Source organism: Streptomyces sp. NPDC046379, from assembly GCF_055587785.1.
This window is the reverse complement of record NZ_JBVJFP010000001.1, coordinates 175,696-189,766: the sequence shown is the minus strand read 5'-3', so window position 1 is coordinate 189,766 and position 14,071 is coordinate 175,696. Positions and strand designations below refer to the sequence as shown.

The 14,071-nt window shown below is 73.0% G+C and carries 13 protein-coding genes and 1 pseudogene; 10 read left to right on the top strand and 4 right to left on the bottom strand.

Annotation, left to right across the window (positions count from 1 at the left end):
• Positions 1–37: 37 nt before the first annotated feature.
• From ACZ6KF_RS00850 to ACZ6KF_RS00835, 4 genes are all read left to right on the top strand, one after another.
• The gene (locus ACZ6KF_RS00850) at positions 38–940 is read left to right on the top strand and encodes a carbohydrate ABC transporter permease (protein WP_356632131.1); all 903 of its coding nucleotides are present in this window, start codon (positions 38–40) and stop codon (positions 938–940) included.
• A gap of 2 nt (positions 941–942) precedes the next feature.
• Positions 943–1,860: a carbohydrate ABC transporter permease gene (locus tag ACZ6KF_RS00845; protein WP_356632129.1), complete on the top strand. Its 918-nt coding sequence runs from the start codon at positions 943–945 to the stop codon at positions 1,858–1,860.
• A 74-nt stretch (positions 1,861–1,934) separates the two neighbouring features.
• The gene (locus ACZ6KF_RS00840) at positions 1,935–2,915 is read left to right on the top strand and encodes a hydroxyacid dehydrogenase (RefSeq protein WP_356632127.1); all 981 of its coding nucleotides are present in this window, start codon (positions 1,935–1,937) and stop codon (positions 2,913–2,915) included.
• A 100-nt stretch (positions 2,916–3,015) separates the two neighbouring features.
• Positions 3,016–3,747, top strand: a complete 732-nt coding sequence (locus ACZ6KF_RS00835) for a DUF7873 family protein (protein ID WP_469236633.1) — start codon at positions 3,016–3,018, stop codon at positions 3,745–3,747.
• A gap of 510 nt (positions 3,748–4,257) precedes the next feature.
• Here the strand turns inward: ACZ6KF_RS00835 and ACZ6KF_RS00830 are convergent.
• Together ACZ6KF_RS00830 and ACZ6KF_RS00825 are read right to left on the bottom strand one after the other, a co-directional pair.
• Positions 4,258–4,593 (bottom strand): MazG-like family protein, encoded by a 336-nt coding sequence (locus ACZ6KF_RS00830; protein ID WP_356632281.1) that lies wholly within the window; start codon positions 4,591–4,593, stop codon positions 4,258–4,260.
• Between the two features lie 138 nt (positions 4,594–4,731).
• Positions 4,732–5,301, bottom strand: a complete 570-nt coding sequence (locus tag ACZ6KF_RS00825) for a DoxX family membrane protein (protein WP_469158173.1) — start codon at positions 5,299–5,301, stop codon at positions 4,732–4,734.
• 149 nt (positions 5,302–5,450) lie between these two features.
• On the opposite strand from ACZ6KF_RS00825, the pseudogene ACZ6KF_RS00820 reads away from it, so the two are divergent.
• Both ACZ6KF_RS00820 and ACZ6KF_RS00815 read left to right on the top strand, forming a co-directional pair.
• A pseudogene (locus tag ACZ6KF_RS00820) lies at positions 5,451–5,773 on the top strand (nuclear transport factor 2 family protein).
• A gap of 417 nt (positions 5,774–6,190) precedes the next feature.
• Positions 6,191–7,837, top strand: coding sequence for an alkaline phosphatase D family protein (locus ACZ6KF_RS00815; protein WP_356632119.1), 1,647 nt, complete (start codon positions 6,191–6,193; stop codon positions 7,835–7,837).
• Here the strand turns inward: ACZ6KF_RS00815 and ACZ6KF_RS00810 are convergent.
• Entirely contained in the window at positions 7,824–8,933 is a 1,110-nt protein-coding gene (locus tag ACZ6KF_RS00810) for a Gfo/Idh/MocA family protein (protein ID WP_469236631.1), read from the bottom strand. The genes ACZ6KF_RS00815 and ACZ6KF_RS00810 overlap by 14 nt on opposite strands.
• A 133-nt stretch (positions 8,934–9,066) precedes the next feature.
• Here ACZ6KF_RS00810 and ACZ6KF_RS00805 point away from each other — a divergent pair, with 133 nt between their 5' ends.
• The 3 genes from ACZ6KF_RS00805 (at position 9,067) to ACZ6KF_RS00795 (ending at position 12,856) form a co-directional block, all read left to right on the top strand.
• Positions 9,067–10,395: a multidrug effflux MFS transporter gene (locus ACZ6KF_RS00805; RefSeq protein ID WP_356632117.1), complete on the top strand. Its 1,329-nt coding sequence runs from the start codon at positions 9,067–9,069 to the stop codon at positions 10,393–10,395.
• Positions 10,353–11,543: a serine hydrolase domain-containing protein gene (locus ACZ6KF_RS00800; protein ID WP_469236629.1), complete on the top strand. Its 1,191-nt coding sequence runs from the start codon at positions 10,353–10,355 to the stop codon at positions 11,541–11,543. Before ACZ6KF_RS00805 ends, ACZ6KF_RS00800 begins: the two co-directional genes overlap by 43 nt.
• 293 nt (positions 11,544–11,836) lie before the next feature.
• Complete coding sequence (locus ACZ6KF_RS00795; RefSeq protein WP_356632113.1) at positions 11,837–12,856, top strand: small ribosomal subunit Rsm22 family protein; 1,020 nt, start codon at positions 11,837–11,839, stop codon at positions 12,854–12,856.
• Here ACZ6KF_RS00795 and ACZ6KF_RS00790 read toward each other — a convergent pair whose 3' ends face one another.
• The gene (locus tag ACZ6KF_RS00790; protein WP_356632111.1) at positions 12,857–13,057 is read right to left on the bottom strand and encodes a DUF6243 family protein; all 201 of its coding nucleotides are present in this window, start codon (positions 13,055–13,057) and stop codon (positions 12,857–12,859) included.
• Between the two features lie 139 nt (positions 13,058–13,196).
• Here ACZ6KF_RS00790 and ACZ6KF_RS00785 point away from each other — a divergent pair, with 139 nt between their 5' ends.
• Complete coding sequence (locus tag ACZ6KF_RS00785) at positions 13,197–13,832, top strand: TetR/AcrR family transcriptional regulator (protein ID WP_469174341.1); 636 nt, start codon at positions 13,197–13,199, stop codon at positions 13,830–13,832.
• Positions 13,833–14,071: the final 239 nt, after the last annotated feature.

Here is a 14,071-nt window from a genome sequence, read left to right as displayed (position 1 = left end):
CGCGGAGCCGGGCCCGGAAGCAAGGAGCCCCCACCTCATGGCATCGACCCGGTCGGGCCGCGGACGGTACGCCGCGCCCGCCCTCTTCCTCGCCCCGTTCCTCTTCCTGTTCGCCGCCACGCTGCTCGCGCCGATCGGCTACGCGGTCTGGATGAGCCTGTACCGGGAGCAGTCGGCCTCCGGGCTCGGCTTCGGCGGCACGCAGACCCTGTTCGTCGGCATCGACAACTACCTGCGCGCCCTGGACGACCCGGACTTCCGCCGGGGATTCGGGCACATCGCGCTGTACTGCCTGATCTACATCCCGGTCATGGTGGGCGGCGCCCTGGCGCTGGCGCTCCTGGTCGACTCCGCGCTGGCCCGCGCCAAGCGGTTCTTCCAGCTGGCGTACTTCCTGCCGCACGCGGTGCCGGGACTGATCGCCGCGATCATGTGGGGCTTCCTGTACACCCCGGGGCTCAGCCCCGTCATCGACTTCCTGTCCGTCTTCGGCGCGGACTGGGACCTGCTCGGCCCCGACGCGGTCGTCTTCTCCATGGCCAACGCCGCCACCTGGCAGTGGATCGGCTACAACATGGTGATCTTCTACGCCGCCCTCCAGGCCGTGCCGCGCGAGACGCTGGAAGCCGCGGTGGTCGACGGAGCGGGCGAACTGCGCACCGCCTGGTCGGTGAAGATGCCGATGATCCGCTCCTCGGTCGTCCTGACCACGCTGTTCACCGCCGTCGGCGCGATCCAGCTGTTCAACGAACCCGAGGTGCTGCGCAGCCGGTCCTCCTCCATCTCGCCCGACTGGAGCCCGGTCATGTTCATCTACCAGGCCGCCTTCACCGAGCACGACTACGGACTCGCCGCCGCGGCGTCCCTGCTGCTCGCGGTGCTCGGTGCGCTGCTCTCCTTCGTCGTCACCAAGCTCGGCAACCGCTGGAAGGAGGCGTGACCATGGCCCTCGACACCGCCCCCGCCACCGCGCCCGCCCCCGAGGCCAAGGCGGCCCCGCCGCGCCCGTCGGCCCCGGTCCGCAGGTCCTCGTGGTCGTCCCGCGCCGTCGTCAACACGGTCCTGGCGATCGTCGCCGTCTACACCCTGATGCCGCTGAGCTGGCTGCTGGTCAACGCCACCAAGAACAACGGCGACCTGTTCGGCAGCCCCGGCTTCCGGCTCGGCGAGTTCAGCCTGTTCGGCAATATCGCCGACCTCTTCGCGTACCAGGACGGCCTGTTCGGCCGCTGGATGGCCAACAGCCTGCTGTACTCGGTGCTCGGCGCCCTCGTCTCCACCCTCATCTCCCTGCTCGCCGGGTACGCCTTCGCGACGTACTCCTTCCCCGGCCGGGAGAAGGTGTACGGGCTGGTGCTGCTCGGCATCCTGGTGCCGCCCACCGTCGTCTCCCTGCCGATGTACCTGCTCGCCTCCGAGGCCGGCCTCGTCAACACCTACTGGTCGGTGCTGATCCCGAGCCTGGTCAACCCCTTCGGCGTCTATCTGGCCCGGGTGTTCGCCGAGGCGTACGTGCCGCAGGAGACCCTGGAGGCGGCCCGCATGGACGGCGCGGGGGAGCTGCGGGTGTTCCGCTCGGTGGCCCTGCCGATGCTGTCGCCGGCCTTCGTGACCATCTTCCTGTTCACCTTCACCGGCAGCTGGAACAACTTCTTCCTGCCCCTGGTGATGCTGAACGACTCGTCCCTGTACCCGGTGGGCCTCGGCCTGTTCAGCTGGAACTCCGTCCTGCCGCAGGAGCCGCAGCTGTACGCGCTCGTCGTCACGGGCTCGCTGCTGTCGGTCGTGCCGCTCGCCGTCGCCTTCCTCACGCTGCAGCGTCACTGGCGTTCCGGCCTGACCGCGGGAGCCGTCAAGTGACCCCCCAGCCACCCAGCCCCTCTCAGCCCGCTCCGCCGCCGCTGACCCTCCGCCGTCCCCGCACGGTCCTGGCGATGGACGCGCCCGTCCACGAGGCGCTGTTCGACCGGGCGGCGCTCGACCGGCTGGCGGCGCTCGCCGACACCGATCCGTCCTACGTCGTCCAGGACTTCGCGGACCCGGGCGCGGCCGGCGTCCTCGCAGAGGCGGAGGTCCTGCTGACCGGGTGGGGCTGCCCGCCGCTGACCGGCGAGGCCCTGGCCCGGATGCCGCAGCTGCGCGCCGTGATCCACGCGGCGGGCTCGGTCAAGCACCACGTCACCGACGCCTGCTGGGAGCGCGGCATCACCGTCGCCTCGGCGGCCTCCGCCAACGCCCTGCCGGTGGCCGAGTACACGGTCGCCGCGATCCTCTTCTCCGGCAAGCGCGTCCTGCACGCCGCTCGCGTCTACCGCGAGAAGCGGACCTGGGTGAACGCCCTCGACGTGATCGGGACGGGCGGCAACCTCCGTCACACCGTCGGCGTCGTCGGCGCGTCCCGCATCGGACGCCGGGTGATCGAGCTGCTGCGGCCGTACGACCTGCGGGTGCTGGTCCACGACCCGTACGTCGGCGAGGACGAGGTGCGGGCCCTCGGGGCGGAGCCGGCCTCGCTGGACGTCCTGACGGAGTCCAGCGACACGGTCACCATCCACGCGCCCGAACTCCCCGAGACGCGCCACCTGTTCGACCGCCGTCGGCTCGCCCTCCTCCGGGACGGCGCGACCCTGATCAACACCGCGCGCGGCTCCCTGGTGGACACGGCGGCGCTGACGGACGAACTCCTCACGGGCCGCCTGAACGCGGTCCTGGACGTCACGGACCCGGAGATCCTGCCCCCCGACTCGCCCCTGTACGACCTCCCGAACGTCCTGCTCACTCCGCACATCGCGGGCTCCCTGGGCAACGAACTCGGCCGGATGACCCATGCCGCGCTGGACGAGCTGGAGCGGTACGCGAGCGGACTGCCGTACGCGGAGCCGGTGCACCCGGAACAGCTGACGCGCTCCGCGTGAGCCGGGCACCGCGAGGGCCGGGGCGCACGTCCCCCGGAAAAACCCGAGGCCCTCGCGGTGCCGGCCGGTGTACGGTTCCTGCGTTCGAAGGGGGACCGAAGTGGCGAAGCTGAACCAGATCATCGCTGTCGAAAAGGGTGTCAAGAGCAAGGCGCTCCAGGACATCACCGCCGCGCACCACAAGGTGCAGAAGCCCGCGCTGCTGGCCGGCATCTCGCGCACCTACCAGCCGAAGGACGAGGAGGGCGAGCAGCTGCCGCCCGAGTCCACGCGGGTGCAGGTGCAGGCCGAGGACGTGCTGCGGGAGATGTCCGCGTCGCTCACCCGGCTGTTCGACGTGACCGCCACCAAGGACTGGGCCAACTGCACGGCCCGCGCGGACGTCACGGTCGACGGGCGGACGATCGTCGCCGACGTCCCGGTCAGCTACCTCCTGTTCCTGGAGAAGCAGCTCACCGACCTGCACACCTTCGTCAAGAAGCTCCCCACCCTCGACGCCGCCGAGTCCTGGTCCCAGGACCCGTCCACGGACTGGTGGAAGACGGACCCGGTGCGCACGATCCGCACCAAGAAGGTCCCGCGCAACCACGTCAAGGCGGAGGCGACCGAGAAGCACCCGGCGCAGGTCGAGGTGTACTACGAGGACATGCCGATCGGTTACTGGACGACCGTGAAGTTCTCCGGGGCCCTTCCGGCGCGGCGCGTCAACGAACTGGTGGAGCGGGTCGAGAAGCTCCAGCAGGCCGTGAAGTTCGCCCGCGAGGAGGCCAACGGCGCCGAGGTCACCGACCAGCGGGTCGGCGACGCGGTGTTCGGCTACCTGTTCGGCTGACGCCGGCCACGGGTAGCATCCATGATCGCCCCCGCGTGCGAGCGCGGGGGTGCGCGAAGGGCGCGGACCGGAAATGAGGCCCGGTTCGCGCGACGAGCGCAAGCTGACACTGAAGTTCAGCCTGAAGAAGCGGTGACAGTGGAGGTTCGAGTCCTCCCCCCGGCACAGCACCACCACCCACGGGCCGGGGTGGCCCAACATGGCAGAGGCAGCCGCGGTCAATCTCAGACTCTCGCTCCAGTCTCAGCATCGCCGCCGATCGCCGGATCGACCGAGGCCGGACGTACGCCGTCGGATGCGAGTTCGACTCTCGCCTGCACCTCTTGCACGGTGCGGTAGTTCAAAGGAAGAACACGACGGCATGACGACTGATCCGACCTCTTAAACGCCGCCGGCGTGCGCAATTGGGTGGCATCCCCAGGGGCCCGGGAGCTGGATACGACTCCCGGGCTCCGTCACGCGCGGGCGTGCGAGCAGACGCCCCGGCCGGCTGCCCCGAGCCGGCCGCTCTCAGCCGGCCGGCCCCAGCGAACGGGCCTTCACCTTCGCCAGGTGCGCGGCGAAGACCTGGTCGGGCTGCGGGGTCAGCGTGCGCAGGGCCACCAGTGCCGTGATCACCACGTCGCACAGCTCCGAGCGGACGTCGTCCCAGGTGTGGCTGTCGCCCTTGCGCGGGTTCTGGCCCGTCGCGCCGATCACCGCCTGCGCGACCTCGCCGACCTCCTCCGTCAGCTTCAGCATCCGCAGGAGCAGGGCCTTTGTCCCGTCGTGCCGGCGGTTGTCCTCCAGCCAGTGCCACAGCTCGTCGACGGAGGTCCACAGATCGCCCGTGGAGAGGGCCGCCACCCGCTGTTCGCCGTCCGAGGGGGTGGCCGCGGCCTGTGGTGCGCCGGTCGCGGTCGGCCGCCGTTCGCCGTCCGCATCCGTGGCTCGCTGCGCGGCGTCCGCCGCCGTCACCCGCTCGTCGCCCGTCATACGGGCACCCTAGTCGTCCAACGACCCCTCGTCGGCCGTCGGCCGGCCGTTCGGCGACGCCGACTGCTGCTGCAGCTGCTTGTTGCGCAGGCCCACCACCGTCACCGTGGCCGCCGCCGCCATGCCGAGGGCCGCCGGGACCATCCAGCCGCGGTCCAGGGCGTGGCCGAGGGCGTGGTCGAGGGAGAGCCTGCCGGGGCCGCTGATCGCGAGGCCGGCCGCCGCCAGGCCCAGGGTCGCGGCGTACTCGTAGCCGCCCTCCTGGTTGAAGAAGCCGGCGGGCGTGTGCACGGCCGCCGCGCCGCCCATCGCGCCGGCCGCCGCCGCGCCCGCCGCCGGGGTGGCCAGGCCCATCGCCAGCAGCAGGCCGCCGCCGCACTCCGCGAGCCCGGCCGCCGTCGCGCTCGCCTTGCCGGGCCGGTAGCCGATGGACTCCATCCACTGGCCCGTCCCCTCGATGCCGCCCCCGCCGAACCAGCCGAACAGCTTCTGCGCGCCGTGCGCGGCCAGCACCCCGCCCGTCCCCAGCCGCAGCAGCAACAGACCCAGGTCGCGTCGGTCGTAGTACGTCGTCACGATGGCTCCCTCAATGGATCCGGAATCCGAATCGAATGGAATGGAACGAAATGGTCCGCAGCCTCTCCACCGTCGCACCCGGGTACCCGCCCGGCCCCTTCGGCAGGCCGTTCGGGTGGCGGGGTGCGGACCGCGGTGTTCGGCCGGCCGCCATGACCATCCGGACAGCCAAGCAACGCGACCCGGCCGTGCGCGCTTTCGTCACCGCTGTCGACAGCCATGACCGGGCTTCATGACCCTCCTCGCGCCGGGCGCGACCATGGCCGACGACGGCGCCGAACACGACCTCGCCGACTGGGTCGACCGTGAGGTCTTCTTCTCCCGCGGTCATCTGAAGGTCGACAACGAGTCCGACGGCGGCCGCCGCCTCATCGCCCGCCACCGCAACGACGCCTGGGGCGAGATGCGGACCCGGTGGAGCTCCGTCGTCGCGGAGGACGGGCGGATAGCGCGGTTGGAGACCGGCCAGGCGTGACGGCGCCGGGCGCCGTCCAGCGCCCGTCGTCAACGCGTGGCGTGCGGCGGCCGTTCCGTGTCGGCCCGGTGCGTTCCCCGCGTCCCGCGCGAGGCCCACCCCCATCCGGTGCCCGGAACGGCCGCCGCCCTCCCCCCTCACGGTGGTTCGTGGAAAACCGTGCCCCAAGTGTGAAGTTCCTGTGGAGGGGTGTCGAGCATAAGGGCTCCATCGGCGGCGATGGTACGGATGGACGAATTCCGCTTGTGTGAATCGCCGCCCGGGCCCCCTGTGCGGGCGCCACCCTCGCCCGAGGCCGCGCCATCCGGAACTCACGCACCCGCCATGTGGGTGTCGTGCACCCGCCAAGCGCGTGTCGCTCCCGGCCACTCCAATCCCCCCTGAACGCAATCGACAGGTTCTTCAGGGGAGGACCGGATGACACCCGCTGCCCGTCACCCAGAGCACGCTCACGCGCCCGAACTGCGCGCCGCCGCGCGGCACATCGGACGCCGCCGCTTCCTGACCGCCACCGGCGCCGCCGCCGCGCTCGCGTTCGCCGTCAACCTGCCCACCGCCGGAGTCGCCGGCGCCGCCGAACTCGACGCCGCCCGCATCACCGAGAATCCCTTCACCCTCGGCGTCGCCTCCGGCGACCCCCTGCCCGGCTCGGTCCTGCTGTGGACCCGCCTCGCCCCCGCTCCCTACCAGCCCGACGGCGGCCTCCCGGCCGAACGCGTCACCGTCCACTGGGAACTGGCCCGCGACGAGCACTTCCGCCGCCCCGTCAGACGCGGCGCCGCCCATGCCCACCCCGAGTTCCACCACACCGTGCACGTCGAGGTCGACCACCTCGAACCCGGCCGCGTCTTCTACTACCGCTTCCGCGTGGGCCGTTGGATCAGCGAGACCGGCCGCACCCGCACCGCGCCCGCGGCCCGCGAGCAGGTCTCCGCGCTCACCCTGGCCGCCGTCTCCTGCCAGGCGTACCACGACGGCTACTTCACCGCGTACGGCCATCTCGCCGCCGAGGACGTCGACGTCGTCTTCCACCTCGGGGACTACCTGTACGAGTACGCGGTGAACTCCGTCGGCGGGAACCGCAATCACACCGACCGGACCCTGCCCGCCCTGTTCAACCGGGAGACGGTGACCCTGGAGGACTACCGCCTGCGGTACGCCCTCTACAAGACCGACCCCGACCTGCGCGCCGCGCACGCCGCGCACCCCTTCGTCGTCACCTGGGACGACCACGAGACCGAGAACAACTACGCGGGCGACATCCCCGAGAACGACGTCCCGCCGGAGGAGTTCCTGCTGCGCCGGGCCTCCGCCTACCGCGCCTACTGGGAGAACCAGCCGCTGCGCCGCCCGCAGCGCCCCGAGGGCCCGGACATGCGGCTGTACCGCCGGCTGGTCTGGGGCGACCTCGCCCAGTTCGACATCCTCGACACCCGGCAGTACCGCACCAACCAGGCCCAGGGCGACGGCGCCCGCGTCCCCGGACCCGAGGTCGACGACCCGGCGCGCACCATGACCGGCGAGACGCAGGAGCGGTGGCTGCTCGACGGCTGGCAGGCGTCGCGGGCGCTGTGGAACGTCGTACCGCAGCAGGTCGTCTTCTCCCAGCGCAAGTTCGACCTGACCAGCCCCTCGCGCGTGTCGATGGACGCCTGGGACGGCTACCGCGCCTCGCGCCGCCGGGTGCTGGACGGCGCGCGGGCGGCCGGCGTGGAGAACCTGATGATCCTCACCGGCGACGTGCACGTCGGATACGCCTTCGACGTCAAGGAGGACTTCGACGACCCGGCCTCCCGGACCGTGGGCACGGAGATCGTGGCGACCTCCGTCTCCAGCGGCCGGGACGGCACGGAGCGGCCCGCGAACTGGCAGACGTACCTGACCGCCAACCCGCACCTGCGCTTCTACGACGGGCGGCGCGGCTATGTGACGGTCGGGCTGGGGCGTGAGCGGGCGCGGGCCGACTTCCGGACGGTGCCGTACGTGACCCGGCCCGGGGCGCCGGTCACGACGGCCGCGTCCTTCGTGACGGAGGCGGGGGCGCCGGGGCTCAGGCAGGTGTGAGCCGCGGCGCGGCGTCCCCGCCGGGGGAGTCCTCGGCGGGGGCGCCGCCTCCGGGGGAGTCCTCGGCGGGGGAGTCCCCGGCGGGGGCCGTCCCGCCTCCGTGCTCGCCCGGGTAGCGGACGCCGATGCGGTCCCGGATCGCGTCGAGCGTACGCATCACGGCGAGCGAGCCGTCCAGCGGGACCAGCGGGGACTCGGTCTCGCCGGCCCGCAGCGCGCGCATCACCTCACGCGCCTCGTACTTGAAGCTGGTGTGCGGGTCGGCGGCCGGGTCGTGGACGAACCGCTCGGGCTCCCGGCCGGGGCGGTGCAGTACGAAGCGGTCGGGGTGGAAGAAGCCGTTCGGGATGTCGATCCGGCCGCGCGAGCCCGTGACCGAGGCGACCACGGGCAGATCGCCGTTGATGGAGCAGTGCACCGTGGCGAGAGCGCCACTCTCCCAGGAGAGCACTGCTCCGGTCTGGAGATCGACGCCCTCGTCCGAGAGCACCGCTCTCGCCACGACGTCCGACGGCTCACCGAGCAACAGCTGCGCGAACGACACCGGATACACCCCGAGGTCCAGCAGCGCGCCCCCGCCCTGCAGCGGGTCCCGCAGACGGTGCGACGGCGGGAACGGCCCCGCGATCCCGAAGTCCGCCTGCACCGTGCGCACCTCGCCGATCGCCCCGTCGTCCACCAGCTCCTTCACCCGCCGGATCAGCGGGTTGCAGTACATCCACATGGCCTCCATCAGGAACCGGCCCCGCTCCCGAGCCAGCGCCACCAGCTCCCGCGCCTCGCCCAGGTTGAGCGTGAACGGCTTCTCCAGCAGCACGTTCCGCCCCGCCGCCAGGCACAGACCGGCCGCCGTCCGGTGCGCGACGTGCGGAGTGGCGACGTACACCACGTCCACGTCCTCGTCCCGGGCCAACGCCTCCCAGTCGCCGTACGCCCGCGCCACCCCGAACCGCTCCGCGAACGCCCGCGCCGAGTCCTCCGTCCGCGAGGCGACCGCCACGACCTCCGCGTCCGGCAGATCCACCAGATCCGCCGTGAACCTCGCGGCCATCCCGCCCGTCGCGAGAATTCCCCACCGCACCGCGTCCTGCGTCATGACCCGCCCACCCTCGTCGTTCGACATCCCGCACGCCGCTCCCGGCGCGCGTCCGGCACCGCCGATCACCGGCACCGGCACCGGCTCCGAGCTGAGAGCATAGGGAGCGCACAGTACGAAGAGGGAGGGGCACATGCCCGAAGGGGCGCCGATACCGGACCTGTCTCAGGCGACCGCACCGAAGGCGCGGCCGCCGGTCGGCGCACCGCGCCGCAGCACCGGCCCACTGCTCACCCTGGTCCTCGGCGGGCTCACCGCCACCCTGCCGCTGGCCATGGACATGTATCTGCCGGCGCTGCCGGACGTCACCGAGTCCCTGCGCGCACCCGCCGCGACCGTGCAGCTCACGCTCACCGCGTGCCTGGCCGGCATGGCCCTCGGCCAGCTCCTGGTCGGCCCGATGAGCGATCGCTGGGGCCGCCGCCGGCCGCTGCTCGCGGGCATGCTGGTCTACATCGTCACCACCGCCCTGTGCGTGGTGGCCCCGACCGTCGAGGCGCTGGTCGTCTGCCGGCTCGCGCAGGGCCTGTCGGGCGCGGCCGGCCTGGTCATCGCCCGCGCGATCGTCCGCGACCTGTACGAGGGCGTGGCGATGGCCCGCCTCTTCTCCTCCCTCATGCTGATCTCCGGCGTCGCCCCGATCGTCGCGCCGGTGGTCGGCGGCCAGATCCTGCGCGTCACGGACTGGCGGGGCGTCTTCGTGGTCCTCACCGTCCTCGGGGTGCTGCTGACCGTGGTGGTGTGGGCGCGGCTGCCCGAGACGCTGCCGCCCGCGGAACGCCACACGGGCGGCGTGGGCGAGGCCCTGCACTCCATGCGCCGCCTCCTGGCCGACCTGCCCTTCACCGGCTACATGCTCACCGGCGGCTTCACCTTCGCCACGCTGTTCGCCTACGTCTCGGCCTCGCCGTTCGTCGTCCAGGAGATCTACGGCGCCTCCCCGCAGACCTTCAGCCTGCTGTTCGGCCTGAACTCCATCGGGCTGGTGGCCGCCGGTCAGATCAGCGGCAAGGTGCTGGTCGGCCGGGTGTCGCTGGAGCGGGTGCTGGGCGGCGCGCTCGCCGTGATCGTGGCCTCGGTGACCGCCCTGCTGCTGATGACGCTGGGCGTCTTCGGCGACACGGGGCTGGTCCCGGTCGCGACCGCGCTGTTCGTCATGATGACCGCGATGGGCTTCGCCCTGCCCAACTCCCAGACTCTCGCCCTGCTGCGGGTCAAGCACTCCGCCGGTTCGGCCTCCGCGCTGCTCGGCACCACGGGCTTCCTGATCGGCGCGGTCGCCTCCCCGCTCGTCGGGATCGCCGGCGAGCACACCGCCGTGCCCATGGCGGTCGTCCAGGTCGTCTCCATACTGGTGGCGGTGGGCTGCTTCGTGGGGCTGTGCCGCCCCTGGCGGGCGCGCTCGGGCGAGGGCATCCTGTGTGCCGGGTCCGCCGCCGAGACCGTGAGGGAGGAGAGCTGAGCGCGCCGAAACTGCGGGTCGGCACACCGGAACGCGCCGGACTCGACCCCGGCGAGCTCCAGCGCCTCGTCCTGGAGGTACGGGATCTGACGGCCGGGCGGCGGCCCTGGGCGGCCGGCGCCGTCGTCGTCGCCGGGCGCGGCCCGGTGCTCGCGGTGGCGGAGGCCGCAGGGTACGCGGTGCGGTACGCGGCCTACGACCCCGAGACGGGCACCGGCGTCGAACTGCCGCCGGAGCAGCGGGTGCCGGCGACCGTCGCCACCCCCTTCGACCTGGCCTCGCTCACCAAGCTGTTCACCGCGGTCGCGGCCGTGCAGCAGATCGAGCGCGGCACGCTCGGCATCGACGCCAGGGCGGGCGCGTATCTGCCCGACTTCCGAGCCGCCGCCGAACACGGGATCACCGTACGGCAGTTGCTCACCCACACCTCCGGCCTGCGCCCCGAACTGCCGCTGTACGACTGCGTCAGCGCGGCCGAGCGGCTGCGGCTGCTGCGCGACGAGGCGCCGGCCGGTGAACCGGGCACGTACCGCTACTCGGACCTGAACATGCTGCTCCTCCAGCACGTTCTGGAGCGCATCACCGGCCGCCCGCTCGACGTCCTGATCCGGGACGGCATCACCCGCCCGCTCGGCATGACCTCGACCCGCTTCGGCCCCTGCCCGGACGCGGCGGCGACCGAGGACCAGCGCCGGCCCTGGGCGAAGACCGACCGGGGCATGGTGCGGGGCGTCGTCCACGACGAGAACGCCTGGGCGCTGGGCGGGGTCGCCGGGCACGCGGGCCTGTTCTCGACCGGGCGGGACCTGGCGGTGTTCTGCCGGGCGCTGCTCGCGGGCGGCTCGTACGGGCCGGCGCGCATCCTCGGGCCGGACTTCGTGGAGCTGCTGCTGACGCCGCCGGGCCTGGGGTTCGCGCTGGACCAGCCGTGGTTCATGGGCGAGATGGCGGGGCGGGGGGCGGCCGGGCACACCGGGTTCACCGGGACCTCGCTGGTGCTGGACCGGGCGACGGACACGTTCCTCGTGCTGCTGGCCAACACCGTGCACCCGTGCCGACGGGCCCCGGACAGCCGCCCGCGCGCGGCGGCGGCCACACGGGTGGCCCGGGCGATACGGGGGACCGGGGCGGCGGCGGGGGCCGGTTAGAGGGCCGACCGGTCGGAGGGCGGGCTCCGTGGCCGGCGCGGGGACTGGTTCCGCGTCCGGCTGGGCGAGCGGTTCCGGACCGACCTCGGCGATCGGCTCCGTGGTCGGCTCGGCGACCGGTTCCCGGACCGACCTCGGCGATCCGCTCCGCGGCCGGCTGGGCGTCCGGTTCCCGGACCGGCTCGGCGACCGGGGTTCCGGGACCGGCTCGGCGACCGGGGTTCCGGGACCGGCTCGGCGACCGGGTTCCGGGACCGGCCCGGGGGCCTGGGGGAACCTGAGAGAATCGGACGGTGAACGTCCACGCCCCCCTGTCCTCCGCCCCGGCGTCCCCGGCCGAGTCCCTGCGCACCGCCCTCGCGGCGCTGCTCGACGGACTGCCGCCCAAGCAGGCCGCGCAGGCCGTGGAGCGGCTGATCGCCAGCTACCGGGGGGCGACCCCGACCGACGCGCCGATCCTGCGGGACCGCGCGGACGTCGCCGCGTACGCCGCCTACCGGATGCCGGCGACGTTCGAGGCGGTGCGCTCGGCGCTGGAGGCGTTCGCGGCGGCCGTGCCCGGCTGGACGCCCGGCGGTCAGGTGGACGTCGGCGGCGGGACCGGGGCGGCGATCTGGGCGGCCACCGCCGTCTGGGACGGGATGCGGCCGGTGACCGTGCTGGACTGGGCCGAGCCCGCGCTCGCGCTGGGACGGGAGCTCGCCGCCGCCAACCCGGCGCTGCGGGACGCCCGCTGGCAGCGCTCACGCATCGGAGCGGCGCTCACCCTGGAGAGCACTGATCTCGTCACGGTGTCGTACGTCCTCAACGAACTGCCCGCCGCCGACCGCGCCGCCCTGGTCGACGCCGCCGCCGGCGCCGCGCAGGCCGTCGTCGTGGTGGAACCCGGCACCCCCGACGGCTACGCCCGCGTCATCGAGGCCCGCGACCGCCTGATCGGCGCCGGTTTCCGCGTCGCCGCGCCCTGCCCGCACAGCGCCGCCTGCCCCATCGCCCCCGGCGCGGACTGGTGCCACTTCTCGGCGCGGGTCAGCCGTTCCTCCCTGCACCGTCAGGTCAAGGGCGGTTCGCTGCCGTACGAGGACGAGAAGTTCGCGTACGTCGCCGCCACCCGCCTCCCCGTCGCCCCCGCGCCCTCCCGCGTCGTCCGCCGCCCGCAGATCCGCAAGGGCCAGGTCCTGCTCGACCTGTGCGAGACCGGCGAGCAGCTCGGCCGCACGACGGTCACCAAGCGCCACGGCGACCTCTACAAGGCCGCCCGCGACGCCGACTGGGGCGACGCCTGGCCCCCGGAGACCGACGCCGCCCGCTGATCACGACGCGGAGCCGGTACCCTCCGCGCCCCCGGCGCGCTTCTCCTGCAGCCTGCGCAGCAGCTCCCGCTTCTGCGCCTGCGCGTCGGCGCCCGCGCCGCCGGTGCGCGCGCCCCGGCCGCCGCCCCGCAGGGCGTCACGGCCGAGATGGCGCCGTGTGCCGCCGACGCCCAGCATGTTTCCGTTTCCGCCCCGGGCCATGGCCGACTCCTCTGCTCGTTGCCTGTTCTCGCTTCACTTCACGTCACGCCACTCCTGAACGAGACGTATCGTCTCGCAATCGCGACCCCACCACCATCAAGCGAGACGCACCGTCTTGTCAACCTGATAGATTCGCCCCATGGCACAGAAGTCCGCCCCCGACTCCACCCGCCGCAGCGAACGCTCCCGGCGCGCGATCTACGACGCCGCCCTGGCCCTCGTCGGCGAGATCGGCTACTCCAGGACCACGATCGAGGGCATCGCCGCGCGCGCCGGCGTCGGCAAGCAGACGATCTACCGCTGGTGGACGTCCAAGGCCGACGTCTTGCTGGAGGCCTTCCTCGACCTCGGCGAACAGGCCGCCGAGCAGGCCGCACGGGCCGACGGCTCCGACCCCGGCGCCGAGTACGCCATCCCCGACACCGGCGACCTCGCCGCCGACCTCAAGTACGTCCTGCGCGCCACGGTGGACGAACTCCTCGACCCCCGCTTCGAGGCCCCCTCCCGCGCGCTGGCCGCCGAGGGCGTCGTCAACGAGGAGATCGGCCGGGTCTTCGTCGCCCGGCTTCTCGAACCCCAGCTCCAGCTGTACGTGCGCCGGCTGCGCGCCGCCCAGGAGGCCGGCCAGGTCCGCCCCGAGGTCGATCCGCGCATCGCCCTGGAGTTGTTCGTCTCCCCGCTCGCCCAGCGCTGGCTCCAGCGGACGGCGCCGATCTCCCACGAGTACACCGACACCCTGGTCGACTACGCCCTGAACGGACTCGCGCCCCGGTAGAGACCGGCCGGACCGGACCCCGGCGGCACCGCCCACAAGGCGTCGGAGGGGCATCGGCGGGGCGTCGGCGGGGACGTCAAATCCTGCCAAAGTACCCGACAGCGCGTGATCCCCGTGTGGATTCCGTCTCCTCCCACCCTTCCCGGTTGGGGACTGTGGCCCCCCGGAGCGCAGGATGGTGCGACCATGGGACGTGCCGGCCGCTCGCGGCGGGCACCCGTTCCACAGCGAGGCGAGGG